The sequence below is a fragment of the Streptomyces sp. B5E4 genome (assembly GCF_039871555.1).
Taxonomy (GTDB): Bacteria; Actinomycetota; Actinomycetes; order Streptomycetales; family Streptomycetaceae; genus Streptomyces.
In genome coordinates, this window is sequence record NZ_JBDPMI010000007.1 from 14432 (window position 1) to 32817 (window position 18386).

The window sequence follows — 18386 nt, forward strand, 5'->3', positions numbered from 1 at the left end:
GAAGCGCCGTACCGCGTATTCGGTTAGTAGTTTCACAGGTTGAGTTTGGTTACGCAAGGCCGGGTTTTCTCAGGTCGCGAGATAATGCCTAGGTCCGTTTTGCGCCATTCATCCCGGCCCTTGTTGTGGTCTTGCGGAGTATACATCCCCTGGGACAATCGGATCGGCCCACGAGCGGCGCTTCCGACTTACGGGAGCGAACGCGGGCGTACCGGACGATGCGTGAGCCCCCGAGGTGCGCCCGCGGGCACCCATCGTGCGCCGCGGCCGGTCCGTAGGGGTGTGGCGCAGCGAGATTTTGGCGGGACTTTGGCGCGGCGCAACAGTCTGCCCGGATGGTTGCTGCCCTTACCTGGCTGCTGCGCGCGCTGCAGGAAGCCTTGACGTCCCTCGGCCGGGTCTGGTTCTTCATCCCACCGCCGCCCCCCGCTCCGCCGGCACCCCTGCCGGGCCCCGCTCCGGGCCACCCCGAGCGCCTGCGCCCCGACCTCCCGCTCACGGAGCAAGAGGAGGCCCTGAGCCGCCAGTTGGACGACATAACGCTGCCCGACTCCCTCGGCGAGGAGAAGAGTCCGGGCGCGTAGCCGCACGGACCGGCGGTCAGGTCCCGGGCTGGGCGCGCATGAGGGCGGGGGAGCCGTCGCAGGCGGTGCGGGCAAGCGGAAGCCCCGGTCGGAGGGGGGATCCGACCGGGGCGGTCAAGGGGGATACGGAGGGCGGTCGCCCTCGCGGCGAAAGGCTCCGTGGGGCTTCAGCCGAACGATCTTCCCCACGGGCGAGAGGTGAGGCCCGGGGTCACAGTTCCCTCCGTACCCGCACCCTGTTCAACGGGAGGTGACCTCCGGTTGTTCCATGTCCCCGTCCGGGAGGGTGTGAAGCGCGACACAGCGGGGCGTGGCCTCAGTCCAGCCAACGGCCCCCGCGCATCAGCTCGCGCCCCGGCAGCTCGTTCACCTCGCGCCAGGCCTGGATCCGCCGCGGGGTGATCCGGAACCAGCGATACCGGGCGGCCAGACCGCGCGGGTCGAAGCCGGAACGGGCCGCGAAGCGGTCCCCGTGCTCCCGCGGCAGCGCGTCCAGCTCGAAGACCTCGACCTCGCCGTCGATCACCGTGACGTCCCGGGTGGGCCCCAGCGCCAGCCGTGCGGCCCCGGTGGCGGCCAGGTTCCTGCCGGTCGGGCTCTCCGCCGGCGTCGCCACCCACAGCGCCTCGCCGTCCCAGGAGAACGACAGCGGTACGAGGTACGGCATGCCGTCCGGTGCCGCGCTCGCCACCCAGACGTCGACATCGTGTGCGAGCCGGTGCTCGGTGTCCCGGCGGCGCAGCGCGCGGGTGCGGGGCTCGGCGGGGTGCGTGCCTGCGGTCATCTCTCGCTCCTGGTCGTCGTGAGGCTCGTACGCGATCCGCCCGCCGCTCAGGACCGGGCCCGATCGCCTGCGCCCCAGCCTCGCCCCGCCCATCTCCGCACCGCCTCCGTGCTGACCACGGAGAACACCGCGGATAATGAGATCGTGTCCACCCCGCCGATCTCCGCCCGCGAAGCCGAGGTGCTCGCGCTCCTCGGCGAGCACCTGAGCAACGCCGAGATAGCCGGCCGCCTCTTCATCTCCGTACGCACCGTCGAATCGCACGTCTCCTCCCTCCTGCGCAAGCTGCACCTGCCCGACCGGCGCGCCCTCGCCCGGCACGCCGCCGCCTCCACCGCCCGCCCGGGCCAGGCCGGGCCCGCCCTGCCCGCGCCGCTGACCGCGTTCGTCGGCCGCGGCCGGGAGCGCGCCGACCTGGCCGCCGCGGTAACGGCCCACCGGCAGGTCACGGCGGTCGGCCCCGGCGGTGTGGGCAAGACCCGCCTCGCCCTTGCGGTGGCCGGCGACCTGGCCGGCGACTTCGCCGACGGCGTGTGGTTCGCCGACCTGGTCCCGGTCACCGACCCGGCGCGGGTGGGCGCCGCGGTCGCCGCCGCCGTGGGCGTGGGCGAGCAGCCCGGACGCGACGTGGACGACGCCGTACTCGCCGCGCTGGCGGACCACGACGCGCTGCTCGTCCTGGACAACTGCGAGCACGTGCGCGACGGCGTCGCGCCGTTCCTGGAGCGGCTGCTCGCCGCCTGCCCCCGGCTGCGCGTGCTCGCCACCAGCCGGGCCCGCCTCCTGGTGCCCTTCGAGCGCGCCTTCCCGGTGCCCCCGCTGTCCCGCGACGGCGGCGACGAATCCGACGCCGTGGCGCTGTTCATGGACCGCGCCGCCGCGGTCGGCTGGCCGCCGGGACCCGGCGCCAGCGCGGGCGTGGTGGCCGTCTGCGAACGGCTCGACGGCATGGCCCTGGCCATCGAGCTGGCCGCCGCCCGCTGGGCCACGCTCGGGCTCGACGGCCTGACCGCCGGCCTCGGCGACCAGCTCCGCATCCTCAGCGGCGGCGCCCGCGCCGACGACCGCCACCGTTCGGTGCGCGCCGTCCTCGACTGGAGCCACGACCTGTTGCCACCCGAGGACCAGGCGCTGCTGCGCCGGGTGTCGGTGTTCGCCGCGCCGTTCACGGCCGCGGCGGCGGCCGAGGTCGCCGGGCCAGGACCGCAGGACGCCGCCGCCGTCGCCGACGGCCTCGGCCGGCTCGCCGAGCAGAGCCTCCTCGCCGTCACCCCGTCTCCCGCCGGGACCCGCTACCAGGGGCTGGAGACCATCCGCCAGTACGGCGCGGAACGGCTCGCCGCCGCCGGCGAGCAGACCGACGTGCGCACCCGCCACCTCGGCTGGTGCACCACCGCCGCCGGCGCGCTGGCCGACGCCGGCGGCCCGGAGTGGCGCGCCCGGTTCGACGACCTCGCCGCGGACCTGCGGGTCGCGCTCGGCTGGGCCGCCGACCGGCCGGAGCTACGCGCGGACGCCCACCGGCTCGCCCTGTCGCTGGCCGGGCTGGCGTTCACCCGCACCCTGCTCGGTGAGGCCCAGCAGCGCTACGAGCAGGCCGCCGCGCTCGCCGACGACACGGACGCCGCGGTCGCGCTGCGGCACGCCGCGGCGGTGGCCGGCTGCCGGCGGCTCGGTGACGACATGTACCGCCTGCACCGCGCCGCCGCCGAGGCCGCCGAGCGCGCGGGCGACGCCCCCGGCGCCGGCCGCGACCTCGCCGAGGCCGCGACCGTCGCGTACCGCTTCTCGACCTCCTTCACCCGGCTCCCCGCCGTCGCCGAGGTCATGGCCCTGCTCGCCCGCGCCCGCGACCTGGCCGGCGCCGACCCCCGCGCGGGTGCGGCCGTCGCGCTGGCCGAGGCGGCGGTGGTCACCGACGCGTACGGCGCCGTGCAGGGCGACGCGGACAACGCCGTGGGCGAGACGATCGAGCGCGTCGAACGGGCCGTCGAGCTGGCCCGCCGCGCGGCCGACCCGGTGACGGAGTCCGCCGCCCTCGACGCCCTGTCCGGCGCCCTGAGCTGGGCAGGCGACGCCTTCGCCACCGCCGCCGCCACCCGCCGCAGGACCGAGGCGCTGGCGCCGCTGCCGCCCACCCCCGCCGCCACCCACGAGCGGATGGACGCCCTCGCCATGGCCGCCGGCACCGCGGTCGGCGCCGGCGAGCTGGAGCGCGCCCGCCACTGGGGCAAGGAGCTCGCCGACCACCCGCTGCTCGCCGAAGCCGGCCACCACGCCACCTCCTGGCTGCTCGTCGCCGACGCCTTCGCCGGCCGCGCCGGCGAAGCCCTCGCCCACGCCGTACGGTTCCGCGACTCCTTCGAGCACAGCGGCGGGCAGCAGTCGCTCTCCCTCGCCGCCGGAGCCGCGTCGGTCGCCATGGTCCACGGGCTGCGCGGCGACGCCGCCGCCCGCGCCGCCTGGCTCGACCTCGCCGCCCGCGCGGACACCACGCCGGAGCACCGGCAGGGCTACGGCGCGGTCTTCGACGCCATGGTCCTGCTCCACCACGGCGACGCGCAGACCGCGTCGGCGCGCGTCGCGCCCGAGCCGGACGAGGTGTGGAAGTGGGTGTGCTGGATCTGGCTGCACTGGTACGTCGCGCTGCGCGCGGAGGCTGCCGTGCTCGCCGGCCACCCGGCCGCCCGCGAGCGGATCGCCGCGGCCCGCGCCGTCGTCGCCGGGAACCCGGTCGCCGCCGCCCAGGTGGACCGCGCCGAGGCGCTGCTCGACGGCGACCTGCCGCGGCTGCCCGCCCTCGCGGCGGCCTTCGCCGCGGCGGGGAGCCCGTACCAGGCGGCCCGTACGCTGCTGCTCGCCGGGGGCGAGAACACCGCCGCGGGCGAGGCGGCGCTGGCCGGTCTCGGCCTCGTACCGAAGGACGACGGACGACCGCCGCGGCAAGCGCCGGGTCCGGCACAGCCGCGTCCCGCTAGGTGACCGCCTGCTTCACCAGCGCCGCGATCCGCGCCTCCACCTCGTCCGTCACCTCGGTCAGCGCGAAGCCCGCCGCCCACATCGTGCCGTCGTCCAGGTTCGCCAGATCGCTGAACCCCAGCGTCGCGTAGCGCGCGTTGAACTTCCCCGCGCTCTGGAAGAAGCAGACGACCTTGCCGTCCCGCGCGTACGCCGGCATGCCGTACCAGGTCTTCGGCGCCAGCTCCGGCGCCGTGGCCGTGACGACCGCGTGGACCCGCTCGGCCATGGCCCGGTCCGAATCGTCCATCTCTGCGATCTTCGCGAGCACGTCACGCACCGCCTCCGCCGCCTTGTCCGCCCGCGAAGCGCGCCGCGCCGCCTTCTTCTGCTCCTGGGCGTGCTCCTTCATCGCGGCCCGCTCCTCGGCCGAGAAGCCCTCGTACGCGTCCGTCCCGCTCTTGCCCATGATCACTCCTGTGCTCTCGGATCCGGCCCGTCCTTCGCCGGGCCGCTCGTCGTGAGCACAGCCTCGCCCCGGGGAGCCGCGGAACGCCTCCGTGCCGACCACGGAATCCGTCACGGACGTACCCACCCGTGGCCCACGGTCCCGCCCGGATTGGGCTGGACGGGGGGCAGTTGGGTGTGTCTGACCGTAATAGGGCGGTGTCGCGACCGGCTTCTCCTACGGTTCTCACGTTCCTCCCCGCTCTGGTGCGCGTAGCACCGCGAAAGGAGATCCCCGATGTCGATCCGCAAGGCTGCCGCCACCCTCGTGGCCACCGCCGCCCTGACCCTGGGCGCGCTCGCCACGACGCCCTCGCTCGCCGCAGCCGACTCCGAGGGGCAGAAAGCGGAGGCAGCGCCGGTCGCCGAGGTGCAGCACGCCCCGTACCGGGGCAAGGTGCTCGGCAACAGCGTCGTCTACAAGCGGGCCAAGCCGACGACGCGCAGCGAGATCCTCGGTCACGCGCGCTCCGGGTCGATCGTCCACATCGAGTGCAAGGTGATCGGCCAGAACGTCGGGGGCAACGACATCTGGTACCGCGTGCCGCTGAACTCCAGTCGCCACGGCTACATGTCCGCCCGCTACGTGCTGAACCTGGACCAGATTCCCTTCTGCCGGCGGTGACCCCGCCGCGGCTCACCCCCGCCGCTACGCCCGGCCGGTCGCACCGGCCGGGCGTTCGCGTGGACCGGGCCCTACGCGCCCTGACCGTCCCCGCCCGCGCTCTGCGCGGGGATGGGCGGGATGCGGTGGGGGTGCGCGCGGCGATGCCGGAGGGTACGCAGATACGAGCGCGCGGTGGTGCCACCGGCGCGCGCCGTGCACAGCAGGCGGGTGCTGCGGCGGCGTTGGAAGATGTCGTAGTCGTCGCGGATCAGCTCGGCCAGCACCGTACGGCCCAGCTCCAGGTACTGCCGGGGCAGCTCCTGCCCGGACGGGTGGACGTGGCGGTGCCAGCCGTCGGCGAGCCGGAAGAAGCGCCGGACGCGGTCGGCCTCGAAGCGGACCGCTTCCTTCAGCGACGGGGTCATCCGCTGCCGGGCGGCCGCGGTGGTGAGGTCGTCGCGGCTGAGGCCGTGGCGTTCGAGGTCGGCGAGGGGGAGGTAGACGCGGCCCAGGGCGGCGTCCTCGGCGATGTCGTCGAGGAAGTCCAGCATGTAGACGCCGTAACCGAGGGCGATGGCCTTCACCGTGGCCTCGTCGTCGGCCGGTTCGAGCAGCGTGTTGACCCAGATGCTCATGTCGCCGCTGACGGAGCGCATGTACAGCTCCAGATCCTCGAACGTCGCGTACGAGTCGGTGTCGAGGTCCGTGCGCAGCGTGCGCAGGAAGCGGCGGATCCCCTCCGGGTCCATGTCCCAGGTGCGCACCGTGTGGGCGAGCGCCCGGCAGATCAGCACGGCTTCGGCGGTCACGGGCCCGGCGCCGGTGCCCGCGGCCGTGGCGGTGCCCCTGTCGATCCTGCGCAGCGCCTCGTGCCGCAGGGCGTCGAACCGCTCGGCGCGCTCGTGCGTGCTCTGCTCGGTGGTGTCGAGGACGTCGTCCGCGTAGCCGCAGAACGCGAGCATCGCGTCGTAGTACGGTCGCTTGCCGGGCGGCAGCAGAAAGCGCGCCACGGGAAACGCCGCGGAGTTGCGGCGCCTCAAGTACCGCCCGCAGGCGGCGTATGCGGCCTCCGCTTCCGCGCCGCGCAGCCCGGCGGCGTTCAGTTCATGGGCGAACACCCTGTACCTCCCCTTCCGCCGGCACCGCGCCGGCCGCGTGCGCCGGGCGGATCAGCGCGTACCCCTGCGAAGACGGCGGGCGCAGGCTCCCGCTGCGGGAGAAGAGAAGCTCCGCCGCCGGAATGGGCCGGTGGTAGAAGCACACCGACGAGGCGACCCCGAACACGTCGGCGGAGCCGAGGAAGAACGGCAGTTCGGCCTCCAGGTACCCCAGGCCCGCCTCGGCCTGGGCCGGTGAGGGCTCCGCACCCCGTAACTGCGAACGCAGCGCGGACGCGCTCATCTCCAGGCAGCAGCGCCGCAGTTCGGCGTCCTCCGCCAGCCCCCGCGCCACCTGTGCGCGCAGGCTCCGGTAGACGGCGTCACCGGCGAGCGTCGACAGCAGATGCAGGTGCTCCGCGCCCGGCGCGCCGATCCCCGCCTGCTGCCACGACCGCAGGATCCGGCTGCGCGCGGTGGCCGTCTCCCGGGTGGTCTTCCGCTTCGCGTACGCCGCCGGATGGCCCGCGACCAGCAGGTTGTCGTGGTACGAGGAGTCGGGGACGACGACGTCGATCGTCTCGAAGCGTGCGTGCAGCCACCGCAGCAGCCCGCGCAGCACGTCGCCGTTGAAGTAGCTGTTGCCCAGGCTGACTCCGACGACGACGTGCGCGCCGGAGTCGAACACCCGGGCGCAGTTCGGCGTCAGGGGCGTGTCGGTGAATTCCACCAGGGACACCTCCGAGAGGTTCCCGCCGGTGACGGGGGCGGAGCCCGGGGCGGGATACGAGGGACGGCGAGCCGATCCGGGGCGATGGACGCGCCACGAGATCGTCGATTGATTACCCATAGCATCCATACGGACACTGAAAGTGAAAGCGCGTGCACTAAAGCGCCCCCCGCGGTACGCCCGCGCCCCCGGCTGCGCCGCCGGGATCGGCGGGACCCGCCGCCGCGCTCAGCCGCCGGGCGTCCCGCCGTCGTTCGCCGCGGCGGCGCGGGCCAGGCCCAGGGCGTGCCGCGGCCGCCACCGGCCCGCCGACGGGCCGCCGCGGCAGGTTCCGTCGGAGTCCCCGGGCCGCTTGATCCAGCCGCCGGCGCCCGGACGCCCGACCGGACGAGCGCCCTGCGCCGCCCGCCGCCGCGTGCCCCGTTCGCCCGGAATCCGCCGCGGCCGCCTCCGTGCCCGCCCACCCGGGATGAAGCCCTCCGTGCGGTACTCGCCGGGCTTGACCCCCTCCGTGGGCAGCGAGCGCCGACACCGGCGGGTGCGCACGGAGTTCCCTGCGCCAATGCGGTGACACCCGCCGTGGCGCAGCCGGGGGAGGGCCGGGTTTCTGCATGCGAAAAGTAAGTTATGTAGCTAATCATCCACTATGCGCATGCGAGCGATGGGGCCATGAAGAAACTCACCGAATTCCTTGACCTGCCGCTGGTGCAGCGGTTCCTGGACAACCGCTTGGCGATCGGTGCCGCGTGCGCCCTCATGGTGGCGGCGGGAGTGGTGGCCGCCATGCTGACCACCGGCGGAACCGAACCGGTCAGCGACGCCAAGTCGGCCGTCCGGGAGACCGCGGCCGAGACCGCCCGGCCCGAAGAGCAGGCCGGGAAGGAGTCCGGCCAGGACGGGGCGGCCGAAACCCGGAGCCGGCCCGAGGATTCCGCGACCCGTGGCGAGCCCCACCCGCCGCGCCGCTCCTCCGGTGACGGACACCGGCTCGCCACCTCGTTCGGCAACGGCACGTTCTTCGTCGGCGGCGCCATCGCCCCCGGCACGTACACGACGCAGGGCTCCGACGGCGAGCCCGGCGGCTGCCGGTGGGCGCGGCTGGCCCACCACGGCGGCGAACTGGTCGCGATCCTCAGCGGCTCCACCTGGGGGCCGACCCACCTCACGGTCCACGACGGCGAGTTCGTCCGGAGCCGGGGCTGCCAGACCTGGAGCCGCAGCCACTCCGGCGGTCCGCACCGCGGCAAGTAGGCGCCGCCCGCGGCCCCGCCGCCCTCCGCGTCACCCGGACGCCACGCGCGTACGACACGGCTGCCACCGCCGTCGCCGCCAGGGTGGAGGCGTACGTGCAGGTGCGTGGAGCGGCGGCGAGGAGTGGTGGCGGTGCAGACGGTGGCGACAGGGGTGAAGGCGGTGAGGCGGCACCGGGGCAGGGCGGCGGCGCTGGCGGTGGTGCCCGCGGCGGTGGCGCTGCTGGTGACCGCGGCGGCCGGCCCCGCGCCGGCGTCGGCCGCAGAAGGCAAGGGCCCCGACGTCGTCGCGCGCGAGGCGTACTTCCTGCCGCCGGCGGAGGCCGAGCCCGGCGACGGGCTCACGTACGACCCGGCGCTGGTGCCCGCGGGCGCCGGTGCCGAGGTGGTGGAGGTGGCCCGTAACGGCAAGACGCGCATCTGGCTCAGCCTGACCGGCCTGCTGCCCGACCGTACGTACGGCGCCCACGTCCACACCCGCCCCTGCGGCAGCAGCCCGGACGAGGCCGGCCCGCACTACCAGAACAAGCCGGCCCCCGTGCAGCCGTCCACCGACCCCGCGTACGCCAACCCCGAGAACGAGGCGTGGCTCGACGTCACCACCGGCCCCCGGGGCAGCGCCGAATCCTCGGCGCACCAGGACTGGCGGTTCCGGGCCGGCCAGGCCCGCTCCGTCGTCATCCACGAGCACGCGACGATGAGGCAGCCGGGCGAGGCCGGTGTGGCGGGTGCGTGGCTGGCCTGCCTGTCGGTGCCGTTCGAGTAGAGGGGGAGTGGTCTGGGGTGGCCGGTCGTACAGGGACGTCGACGCGCCTCGCGGCGGGCGCGGCGGCGCTCGCGCTCCTCGGAGCCGCCGGGGTGGCGCTCTGGCTCTTCGCGCTCCCCCCGAACCTCGTCCCCGACGCCCTGCGCTCCCACGCGCCGCGGGGCATCGTCGACGACGCCAAGCCTCCGCCCCTCCAGGTGAAGCAACGCGCGTCGGGCTTTCACGTGCCGTACCGCGCACCGGCCGCCGGGCTGCCGCACAGCTCCGGCTTCGCCGCCGGCGGCGCGGCGGACATGCCGGCCCTCGGCGACCTGCTCTACCGGCGCCGGATGAGCGAGACGTCACCCCTCCCCGCCGAACTGGCGGGCCCCGGCACGTTCGAGACCGTGCCCGGCTACGACCCGGCCCAGGGACCGGGCCGGGTGGTGCGCTACCGCGTCGATGTCGAGGACGACGTGCCCCTGGACGGCCGGATGTTCGCCCGCGCCGTACAGGAAACCCTCAACGACGCGCGGAGCTGGGGCGGGTCCGGCCGGCGGACCTTCGAGCGCGTCTCGGCCGGGTCCGTCGACTTCGCCGTCACCCTCGCCAGCCCCGGCACCACGGGGGAGTGGTGCGCCAGGTCGGGCTTCGACACCACCGTCGACAACGTCTCGTGCGACTCCGCCCTGACCGAGCGCGTCCTCATCAACGCCTTCCGGTGGGCCCAGGGCTCGACGACCTACGGCGACGACATGTTCGGCTACCGCCAGATGCTCATCAACCACGAGGTGGGGCACCGGCTGGGGCACCTGCACGCCTTCTGCGGACGGGACGGGGCGCGCGCGCCCGTCATGATGCAGCAGACGCTCACCCTCAGCACGGACGGCGCGCGGTGCGAGACGAACCCCTGGCCCTACCCGGACCGGGGCTGACCGGCGGCCCGCCGGTCACCTCTCGTCCTCGACACAGCCCATGCGCTGCCCGGAGGGCGGCCGGTCGCGTACGGCAGTGGCCGCGGCGTCCTTTCCGATCGCGGTGCGGGGGAGTTCTCGCACAGCATCACACTGATCTCCCTCACCCGTTCAGCGCACCACCGCGCGCGGCGCGGACATCCCCTGCCCCGGGCCGCCGCTGCCGTTTTCCGGGGAACGTGGCTGATCAGCGGACTCGACACGGCAGCGGAAGTCGTCCGACGGGCGGACCGGACAGCGTCGATCGAGATGCGGCACGCCGCAATCTGTTCCCATCCTGGGTGCGGCGGACAGCTCGTCGGACAGGAATGTGGAGGACTCCCGCATGGCTCTCCCGCTGGCGGAACGCATAGCGACGGTCGCGCGTCGGCACCCGGAGAGCCCCGCCCTGTTCTGGCAGGGCCGCGCGGTGTCGTACCGGGATCTGCTGGCGATGTCCCGCACGGCGGAGAAGAGCATCGCCGCGCTCCGCATTCCGGAGGGGAATCCCCTCGCCGTCGTCGCCGCGAAGTCGCCCGAGTCCATCGCCGTCGTGCTCGCCTGCATGCGCACCGAAAGGCCGGTGCTGGTGCCCTCGGCCGACGTGGCGGGAAAGCCGCTGGACGGACTCCTCGCCGACACCGGCGCCGTCGTACTCCCCGACCCGCGCGCCCTCACCACCGGCACCGCGGGACCTGCCGTCGCCGGAAAGCCCGCCGAGAGCCGGGTGCCCGACGGCACCGCGCTGGTTCTCACGACCTCCGGATCCACCGGCTTCCCCAAGGCGGTGCCCCTGCCCGGTGCGGCCATCGGCGCCTTCGTGGAGTGGGCCGCGGCGACGTTCCGCGTCCGGGTCGGCACGGCCGTACTGAGCTACGCGCCGCTCCACTTCGACCTCAGCCTCTTCGACGTCTGGACCACCCTCTCCCACGGCGGCCAGGTCGCCCTGGTGGAGCAGAACCGCGCCGCCTACCCCGGCCACCTGCTCACGCTGCTGCAGCAGTGCCCCGTGCACGTGATCCAGGGCGTGCCGATGCTCTTCCAGCTCCTCGCCGCGGCCGAAAAGGACGCCCGCGGCGACGAGTTCGCCCCGGTCACCGAAGTCCTCGTCACCGGCGACGCGCTGTCCTCCGCCGGCCTCGCCGCGCTGCCCGGCCTCTTCCCCCGGGCACGTATGCGCAACGTCTACGGCTGTACGGAGACCAACGACACCTTCGTCCACGAGATGGACCCCGCCGGCGATCTCGGCCGCTACGGCGCCGTGCCCATCGGCCGCCCCGTGGAAGGCGTCGCCTCGGACATCCTCGCCGAGGACGGCACCGTCCTCGAAGGACCGGGGCGCGGCGAGCTGATCGTCACCTCCCCCTTCCAGACCAGCGGCTACCTCGACCCGGTGCAGCACGCCGAGGCGTTCGTGAGCCATCCCGACGGCGTGACCCCCGGCCCGTACTACCGCACAGGGGACCTCGTGACCCGCCATCCCGACGGCGTGCTCACCCTCGACGGCCGCAGCGACTTCATGGTCAAGGTCCGCGGCATCCGCATCAACACCGCCGCCGTCGAGGGCGCGCTGCGCTCCCACCCCGAGGTGGCGGACGCCGTGGTCATCGCCCTGCCCGACGAGCGGACCGGCAAACGGCTGCATGCCGTCGTGCACCGCGCCGCCGGATCCCTGCTCAACAGCCTGCGGCTGCGGGAGCACGTCGCCGCGGAGCTGCCGCGGGCCGGCATCCCCAGCGGCATCGAGTTCGTCGACGCGCCGCTGCCGCGCACCGCCACCGGGAAGATCGACCGCCGCACCGTGGCCAACAGCCTCTGATCGCACCACCCGTACAGGGAAGGAACGACGCATGTCCCGCATCGACGCCATGGACGTCGTCCCGGACAACTGCAGGACCACGGCGTCGACCGACGCCTTCGTGGCGTCCGCCGTCCCGACGGTGAAGGCCGGCTGACCGTGCCCACCGGCGTACTGCCCGCCCTCGTCGGGCGCCGTCCGGTGGACGAGGCGAGCCGGCACGACCTGTGGGAGCGGGCGGCGCACAAGGGCCTGCGCCCCGGCGAGGCAGTCGGCGTCGTGGCGTCCCGCTCCACCCGGCTGCCCCACGCGGACTCCGTCGTCGCCCTGCCCGACTCGCTCGACGCCCGGCGCGACCGCCTCCCCGCCGCCTGCCCCGCCGGCCCCGGCGAGCCCGTCGAGGCGCACCTGCTGACGCTCCTGCGCGGGGAGGGCCCGGCCGCCGCGCGGGAGAGCATCTGCCTCAACGCGGCCGTCGCCGCCCTCGCCGCGGGCGCGGACCGGAGCCTGCCCGAGGCGTTCCATGCCGCCGAGGACGCGCTGCACGACGGCGCCGCCGTACGGCTCGTCGAGCGGCTGCACACCCGCCGCGTGACCGAGCCGGCGAGGCAGGTGGCCGGTGTCCGCGCCTAGCGACCACCTCACCCGCCGTCCGCCGCCCCGGCCGAGCGACGACCCCTTCTTCCCCGGCCGTACCCCCCGGAACCCCGGCCTCGCCCTCTTCCTCAACGCCGGCGACCCGGGCCTGGAGCGCACCCGCGACCTCCTGCTGCTCTTCGACGGCCTCGGCGTCGACTGCGTCGAAATCGCCGTCCCGTCCCCCGAGTCCGCCACCGACGGCCCCGTCGTCCGTGCCTCAGCGCAGCGGGCGCTCGCCGCCGGCACCGGCGTCGCCGAGGTGATGGACGTGCTGGAGCGGGTACGGCCCCGGCTGCGGCACACCAAGGTCGCGCTGCTCGCCGACTGGCGTCACTCCGTACGCCCCTTGGGCGTCGAGCCGTTCCTGCGCCGCAGCCGCTCCGCGGGCGCCGACGCCGTACTCCTGCACGGCCTCCCGCCGCGCGCGACCGCCGCCTACTGGGAAGCCGCCGAACAGACCGGCCAGCGCGTCGTCACCACCTGCTACGCCAACTCCCCCGGGGACGTCCTGCTGCGGGCCGCCCGGCGCTCCACCGCGTACGTCTACCTCGTCGCCCGCTACGGCCGCTCCGGCACCGCCGCGCCGCCCGCCCCCGCCCGCCTGCGCCCCGCCGTACGCGCCCTGCGCCGCACCACCGACGTCCCGGTCGCCGTCGGCTTCGGGGTGCGCACGCGCCACGACGTACGCGCGGTCGGGTCGCTCGGCGCACAGGCCGCGATCGTCGGCAGCGCCCTCGTCGGCCGAATCGCGCAGGCCCACCAGCAGGGCGGCGATCTCGTGCGGGACATCGAGCAGTTCGTCACCGGACTGCGGCCCGCGGCCGGCCGCCGCCCCGAAGAAGGCGACACCGCGAAGGGAGCGGCAACGTGAGGGGGAGAGGACTCAAGGACGCCCTCAGCGTCGAGTGGCGAAACGGCATGAGCCGTCGCCTCCTTCCGGAGGCCGACGACATCGGCGTCAGCCCCGTCGCCGACCTCGTCGTCTACGCCAGGACCGAACCCGCCGCGGGACCCCTCGGCGCCACCGCCTTCCTCGTGGAACGCGACACGCCCGGCCTCACCTTCGGCAGCCCCATCGAGAAGACGGGGCTGCAGTCCTCGCCGCTGTGCTCGCTCCACCTCGACGACTGCCGGGTGCCCAAGACCCACGTCCTCGGCCGCGAGGGCGCCGGATTCCTCGTCCTTGACCACGTGATGACGTGGGAGATCCTGTGCTGCTTCATCGTCAGCACGGGCGAGATGCGCCGCCGCCTCGACCGCTGCGTCGAGTACGCGGGGGAGCGCAGCGCCTTCGGCCGGGCCATCGGCGGCTCCCAGGCCGTCGCCCACCGGATCGTCGACATGAAGATCGGCCTGGAGACCTCCAGGAAGTGGCTCTACGGCACGGCCGAGAAGTTCACCGCGGGCGGCAAGGTCACCGCCGACCTGGCGACCGCGAAGCTCGTCGCCAGCCGCGCGGCCCTCGACTCCGCCCTCGGCGCCGTGCAGGTCTTCGGCGGCAACGGCTCCATGGCGGAGTACGGCCTCGAACAGGAGCTGCGCAGCGCCGTCGCCGGAACCATCTACTCCGGCACCACGGAGACCCAGTACAACCGGATAGCCGCGACGCTCGGCCTGGGGCGCGCCGCTTGATGCGGGAGAACACCGATGACGACGACAGACCTGGAAAGCGCCCTCGCCCCCACCGAGTTCCTGAACTCCGACGATCCCGACGTCGGCGACTTCGTCCGCCGCGCGCTGCCGCAGGGCGGGCTCGACAGCAGGGATATGGCCGTACGTCTCTACTACGCGGTGCGCGACGGCATCAACTACGAGGTCTACGGCGTGGACCTGTCCCGTACCGGCGTCACCGCCGGGGAGGTGGCCCGTACCGGCAAAGGCATGTGCATCCACAAGTCCGTGCTCTACGCCGCCGCCCTGCGCGCCGTCGGCATCCCCGCGCGGCTCGTGCTCACCGACGTGCGCAACCATCTGTCGTCGCCCGCGCTGCGCACGCTCGTCGGCGGGGACACCTTCTGCTACCACACCTTCACCTCGCTCCACCTCGACGGCAGATGGGTGCGCGCGACCCCCGTCTTCAACCGGCTGCTGTGCCGACTGCACGGCATGCGTCCGCTCGACTTCGACGGCAGAGCCGACAGCGTCCACCACCCGTACGACGCCCACGGCGCCCGTTACATGGAAGTCGTCCACGAGCACGGCGAGTTCGACGACCTGCCGTACGAGCGGCTCATCGCCGGCATGCGCGCAGCGCACCCGGGCATCTTCGCGGCCCCCGGCAGCACCCGTCTGGTCGCGGGCTCGCTGCACGCCGACGCCACCGCGCGGAAGGGCTGAAGTCCCGTGTGGTTCACGGCGTGCGGCATCACCGCGGACAGCCCCGAGCACCAGCGCGCCGCCCTGGCGCACGAACACGACGTCGGCATCGACGTCGACAACGGCGCGCGCGATGCCGCCGGACATCTCGCGCCGGCGCTCGTCGGCGACATCCGTCACGCCTGGCACACGGCGTGGCGGCAGGCCCCGTAGGAGGAACAGCATGCCCTTTCCGGCTGACATCACCCCCGTGAACGCGACGGACCAGCGCTTCGGCGACGCGCTGGCCGCGGCGGACCTGCCGGTGATCATGGAGATCAATCAGTCCAGGGCGGGCGGTGAGGACCTGCTGCGGGGCCGTACCGCCGGCGATCTGGTGTGCCGCTACGAGGAGTTGGGCGTGCCCGCGCTCTCCGTCGTCACCGGCTCGTGGCTCGGCGGCACGGCCCGGCTCCTGGACGAGGTGGTCGAGGCGACGTCGCTGCCGGTCCTCGTCAAGGACTTCTTCACCAAGGAGAGGCAGATCCGGCAGGTCGCCGAGGCCGGTGCGGCGGCCGTGCTGCTCACCGCCACGATCCTGCCGCACCGGCTCATGGCGGTGCTGATCGACGCCTGCCTGTCCCACGGCGTCACGCCGTTCGTCGAGATCACCTCCGGCCCGGAACTGTCCGCGCTCACCCGGGCCGAGTCCTGCGTCGTGGCGGTGAACAACAAGGACATCCGCACGCGTGAGAGCAACGAGCCGGACCTGGGCCGCAGCCACGACCTGCTGCCCCGTGTCCGGGCCGCCGGCGCGGGCCTGACCGTCAGCGCCGGCGGCATCGACACCCCCGAGGGGGCCGCGGCCCTTCTCGGGGCCGGCTTCCGCGGCCTGCTGATCGGCGCGGGGCTGCTGCGCGCGGAGGACCTGGACGCCTGGTTCGGTGACCTGTGCGCACTGCTGCCCGACGCCGAAGCGGCGGCCGGGGACGGCCACCCGCGTCAGGCGGCCGAGCCCTCCGTACGGACAGCACCGTCCGGCCGTACGGAACGGGCAGCAGCCGGCAGCACACCGAGCACCGGCGCCGCCGCAGCCTGATGCCCGACCCGGCCGAACAGCGAGCAGACCGCGCCCGTCGTCAGGTCCGCACGCTCGGAGACGCCGTGCGGCCGGGGCGCGGTAGCCGTCCCGGGCGACGAGCAGGAACGCCGCGCCGCCGAGCGGTCCTTCACCGGCACCACCCGCGCGCTCGCGGTGGCCGCCGTCGGCGGGCCGGGCGGCGGCGACCGACGGCGCGGGGCCGGATCTCTTCTGTGCCGGGCGGCGCCCCGGCCGGTACGTTCTGGTACTTCCCCGCCGCGGGCCGTCGCCCGCGGCGGAGGCACCCAGGGCAACCGGGCGGAAGGAGCCGGACGATGACCGGACCGAACGGCGCACGACCGCACGAAGGACCGGGCCGGCGGAGGTTCCTCGGCTACGTGCTGGCCGCCCCCACCCTCGTGGCAGCCGCCCAGCTCACACCCGCCGCCGGGGCGGGCGCCGCCCCCGCCTCAGCGGACCTCACCGAACTCCTCGACCTCAACGACGTGATGACCGCCGCCGCCCTGCCCACCGCCGGCCTCATCACCGTCGAGGTCCAGCCCGACGGCACCGTCTCCTTCGCCCTGCCCCGCGCCGAGGTCGGAGAGGGAGTCACCACCTCCACCGCCATGCTCATCGCCGAAGATCTGTCGGTACCGGCCGAGCGGGTACGGGTCACGCCGGCCGAAGCCCGCCCCGAGCTGCTGTTCAACCAGCTCACCGGCGCCTCCCACACCACCATCGCCACCTACACGCCCATCCGTGTCGCCGCCGCCGTCGCCCGCGACCGGCTGCTCACCGCCGCCGCGGCCGAACTCGGTTCGCCCATCGCGCACTTGACTTTGCGCGACGGCGCCGTCCGCGGCCGCTCCGGCGCCATGGTCGACCTCGGCACCCTCGCCCCCAAGGCCGCCGCCACCCGCTCCCGGCCCGTCGAGGTCCGCCTCACCGCCCGCGAGGACTTCACCGTCATCGGCCGGCCCCACAACCGTATCGACGCCCGCGACGCGGTCACCGGCCGCAAGAAGTTCGCGATGGACCTCGACGTCCCCGACGCGAAGCCCACGATGGTCTGCCGCCCGCCGACCATCAACGGCGAGCCCGGCGCCGTCGCCGACCTCGCCGACGTCGCCGCCATGCCCGGCGTCACCGACGTCGTGCCGATCGACACCGGCGTCGCCGTACGCGCCGGGACCTTCGGCCAGTGCATCGACGCCGTGCGCGCGCTGCCACCCCATGCAGCAGGCATGGCTCGACCACGACGTCGTCCAGTGCGGCTACTGCCAGCCCGGCCAGATCATGGCCGCCGTGGCCCTCGTGCGCCGGGTGGCCGCGGAGGGCCGCGAGATCACCGACGACGACCTCGACAGCCTGCGCAACATCTGCCGCTGCGGCACCTACGTCCGTATCCGCGACGCCATCAGGGCGGGCGCCGAACGGATGTGGCGCGCGCCCCTCAGGCGGCGAGCCGGGTGTCCACGACCACGGCGATCTCGATGAGCTGGCCGGGGAAGGCCAGCTCGGTGACACCGACGACGGTGCTGGCCGGGCGGTGGGCGCCGAAGTACGCCAGATTGCCGGCGGAGATCGCCTCGGCGTTCTGCTGCAGGCGCACCCCGTACACGGTCTGCGAGACGATCTGGTTGCGGGTGGCGCCGTAGTGCTCCAGGACCTTGTCGAGGTTGGCGTACGTCAGCGTGAGCTGCGCGGCGCAGTCGTCCGCGTACGCGAACTCGCCCGTCTCGTCGAAGGCGACCTGCCCGGAGACATGGATCAGGTCGCCGGACCTGATCGCCTGTGCGTAGCCGAAGTCGTTCTCGGGTGCCACGCCGTGGTGGAAGGCGTCGGTGGTGGCCATGGTGAGGGTCCTCTCTGTGCTCTCTTGCGGTTACTCGGAAACTGTAAGAGAGTGAACGCTGACCTGGAAGAACGCACTTTTCGGTAACCGAGGAACCAGATGGTGACCAAGCACGAACTCGGGGGCCTCCCCGAGGACGCCGACCTCAGGCGCGCGGATTCCCTGGCGCGGGAGATCTTCTCCGACGTCGCCAACAAATGGGCGCTGCTGATCATCGAAGCGCTCGGCGAGCGCACCCTGCGCTTCAGCGAGCTGCGCAAGGAGGTCGAGGGCGTCAGCCACAAGATGCTCACCCAGAACCTGCGCACGCTGGAACGCGACGGCCTGGTCGACCGGAGGGTCTACCCCACGGTGCCGCCGCGGGTCGAATACACCCTCACCGAGCCGGGCCGCGCCCTGCGCGCCACGGTCGACGCCATGTGCGGCTGGACCCAGCAGTATCTGGGCCACATCGAGGACGCACGCAGCCGCTTCGACGCCTGAGGCGACCTGAGGTCGGA

18 protein-coding genes and 4 pseudogenes are annotated in these 18386 nt (G+C 74.1%); 16 read left to right on the plus strand and 6 right to left on the minus strand.

Going from position 1 to position 18386, the window contains the following annotated elements; genetic code table 11:
- The first annotated feature begins 335 nt into the window (after positions 1 to 335).
- Positions 336 to 584 (plus strand): DUF6059 family protein, encoded by a 249-nt coding sequence (locus ABGA99_RS11605; RefSeq protein ID WP_347577742.1) that lies wholly within the window; start codon positions 336 to 338, stop codon positions 582 to 584.
- A gap of 316 nt (positions 585 to 900) precedes the next feature.
- Here the strand turns inward: ABGA99_RS11605 and ABGA99_RS11610 are convergent, their stop codons facing one another.
- Positions 901 to 1368 (minus strand): pyridoxamine 5'-phosphate oxidase family protein, encoded by a 468-nt coding sequence (locus ABGA99_RS11610; protein WP_347577741.1) that lies wholly within the window; start codon positions 1366 to 1368, stop codon positions 901 to 903.
- 144 nt (positions 1369 to 1512) lie between these two features.
- Between ABGA99_RS11610 and ABGA99_RS11615 the strand changes: the two genes are divergently transcribed.
- Positions 1513 to 4350 carry a LuxR C-terminal-related transcriptional regulator gene (locus ABGA99_RS11615; protein WP_347577740.1) on the plus strand — a complete coding sequence of 946 codons (2838 nt, stop codon included), beginning with the start codon at positions 1513 to 1515 and terminating at the stop codon, positions 4348 to 4350.
- Here the strand turns inward: ABGA99_RS11615 and ABGA99_RS11620 are convergent.
- Positions 4343 to 4795, minus strand: a complete 453-nt coding sequence (locus ABGA99_RS11620; RefSeq protein WP_347577739.1) for a DUF1801 domain-containing protein — start codon at positions 4793 to 4795, stop codon at positions 4343 to 4345. The genes ABGA99_RS11615 and ABGA99_RS11620 overlap by 8 nt on opposite strands.
- A 276-nt stretch (positions 4796 to 5071) precedes the next feature.
- Here ABGA99_RS11620 and ABGA99_RS11625 point away from each other — a divergent pair, with 276 nt between their 5' ends.
- Entirely contained in the window at positions 5072 to 5458 is a 387-nt protein-coding gene (locus tag ABGA99_RS11625) for an SH3 domain-containing protein (protein WP_347577738.1), read from the plus strand.
- Between the two features lie 71 nt (positions 5459 to 5529).
- On the opposite strand, the gene ABGA99_RS11630 is transcribed toward ABGA99_RS11625, so the two are convergent.
- From ABGA99_RS11630 to ABGA99_RS11640, 3 genes and pseudogenes are all read right to left on the minus strand, one after another.
- Positions 5530 to 6558 (minus strand): squalene/phytoene synthase family protein, encoded by a 1029-nt coding sequence (locus ABGA99_RS11630; protein ID WP_347577737.1) that lies wholly within the window; start codon positions 6556 to 6558, stop codon positions 5530 to 5532.
- On the minus strand, positions 6545 to 7267 hold the full coding sequence (locus ABGA99_RS11635) for a tRNA-dependent cyclodipeptide synthase (RefSeq protein WP_347577736.1): 723 nt from the start codon (positions 7265 to 7267) through the stop codon (positions 6545 to 6547). Before ABGA99_RS11635 ends, ABGA99_RS11630 begins: the two co-directional genes overlap by 14 nt.
- Before the next feature lie 228 nt (positions 7268 to 7495).
- Positions 7496 to 7627: pseudogene (locus ABGA99_RS11640) on the minus strand (endoglucanase); the annotation flags it as partial.
- A gap of 309 nt (positions 7628 to 7936) precedes the next feature.
- Here ABGA99_RS11640 and ABGA99_RS11645 point away from each other — a divergent pair.
- The 12 genes and pseudogenes from ABGA99_RS11645 to ABGA99_RS11700 all read left to right on the plus strand — a co-directional run.
- Positions 7937 to 8518 (plus strand): hypothetical protein, encoded by a 582-nt coding sequence (locus ABGA99_RS11645; protein ID WP_347582589.1) that lies wholly within the window; start codon positions 7937 to 7939, stop codon positions 8516 to 8518.
- Between the two features lie 126 nt (positions 8519 to 8644).
- Complete coding sequence (locus ABGA99_RS11650; protein ID WP_347582590.1) at positions 8645 to 9283, plus strand: superoxide dismutase family protein; 639 nt, start codon at positions 8645 to 8647, stop codon at positions 9281 to 9283.
- Between the two features lie 17 nt (positions 9284 to 9300).
- Positions 9301 to 10197 (plus strand): DUF3152 domain-containing protein, encoded by an 897-nt coding sequence (locus ABGA99_RS11655; protein ID WP_347577733.1) that lies wholly within the window; start codon positions 9301 to 9303, stop codon positions 10195 to 10197.
- A gap of 364 nt (positions 10198 to 10561) precedes the next feature.
- The gene (locus ABGA99_RS11660) at positions 10562 to 12034 is read left to right on the plus strand and encodes an AMP-binding protein (RefSeq protein WP_347577732.1); all 1473 of its coding nucleotides are present in this window, start codon (positions 10562 to 10564) and stop codon (positions 12032 to 12034) included.
- Positions 12035 to 12172: 138 nt separating this feature from the next.
- Complete coding sequence (locus ABGA99_RS11665; RefSeq protein ID WP_347582591.1) at positions 12173 to 12646, plus strand: hypothetical protein; 474 nt, start codon at positions 12173 to 12175, stop codon at positions 12644 to 12646.
- Positions 12633 to 13523, plus strand: coding sequence for a tryptophan synthase subunit alpha (trpA, locus tag ABGA99_RS11670; RefSeq protein ID WP_347582592.1), 891 nt, complete (start codon positions 12633 to 12635; stop codon positions 13521 to 13523). The genes ABGA99_RS11665 and trpA overlap by 14 nt, the downstream gene beginning before the upstream one ends.
- A 92-nt stretch (positions 13524 to 13615) precedes the next feature.
- Positions 13616 to 14284 (plus strand): annotated as a pseudogene (locus ABGA99_RS11675) (acyl-CoA dehydrogenase); the annotation flags it as partial.
- 15 nt (positions 14285 to 14299) lie between these two features.
- The gene (locus ABGA99_RS11680) at positions 14300 to 14989 is read left to right on the plus strand and encodes a transglutaminase-like domain-containing protein (RefSeq protein ID WP_347577729.1); all 690 of its coding nucleotides are present in this window, start codon (positions 14300 to 14302) and stop codon (positions 14987 to 14989) included.
- Between the two features lie 6 nt (positions 14990 to 14995).
- Positions 14996 to 15181 (plus strand): hypothetical protein, encoded by a 186-nt coding sequence (locus tag ABGA99_RS11685; RefSeq protein WP_347577728.1) that lies wholly within the window; start codon positions 14996 to 14998, stop codon positions 15179 to 15181.
- Between the two features lie 10 nt (positions 15182 to 15191).
- Positions 15192 to 16046 carry an indole-3-glycerol-phosphate synthase gene (locus ABGA99_RS11690; RefSeq protein WP_347582593.1) on the plus strand — a complete coding sequence of 285 codons (855 nt, stop codon included), beginning with the start codon at positions 15192 to 15194 and terminating at the stop codon, positions 16044 to 16046.
- 317 nt (positions 16047 to 16363) lie between these two features.
- Positions 16364 to 17257 (plus strand): annotated as a pseudogene (locus tag ABGA99_RS11695) (molybdopterin cofactor-binding domain-containing protein); the annotation flags it as partial.
- Position 17258: 1 nt separating this feature from the next.
- Positions 17259 to 17528, plus strand: a pseudogene (locus ABGA99_RS11700) (2Fe-2S iron-sulfur cluster-binding protein); the annotation flags it as partial.
- Here ABGA99_RS11700 and ABGA99_RS11705 read toward each other — a convergent pair.
- A complete protein-coding gene (locus tag ABGA99_RS11705; RefSeq protein WP_347577726.1) occupies positions 17485 to 17886 on the minus strand; it encodes a Rid family hydrolase in 402 nt (133 codons plus the stop codon). The pseudogene ABGA99_RS11700 and the gene ABGA99_RS11705 sit on opposite strands and share 44 nt — an antisense overlap.
- A gap of 99 nt (positions 17887 to 17985) precedes the next feature.
- Here ABGA99_RS11705 and ABGA99_RS11710 point away from each other — a divergent pair, with 99 nt between their 5' ends.
- Positions 17986 to 18369, plus strand: a complete 384-nt coding sequence (locus ABGA99_RS11710) for a helix-turn-helix domain-containing protein (RefSeq protein WP_347582594.1) — start codon at positions 17986 to 17988, stop codon at positions 18367 to 18369.
- Positions 18370 to 18386: the final 17 nt, after the last annotated feature.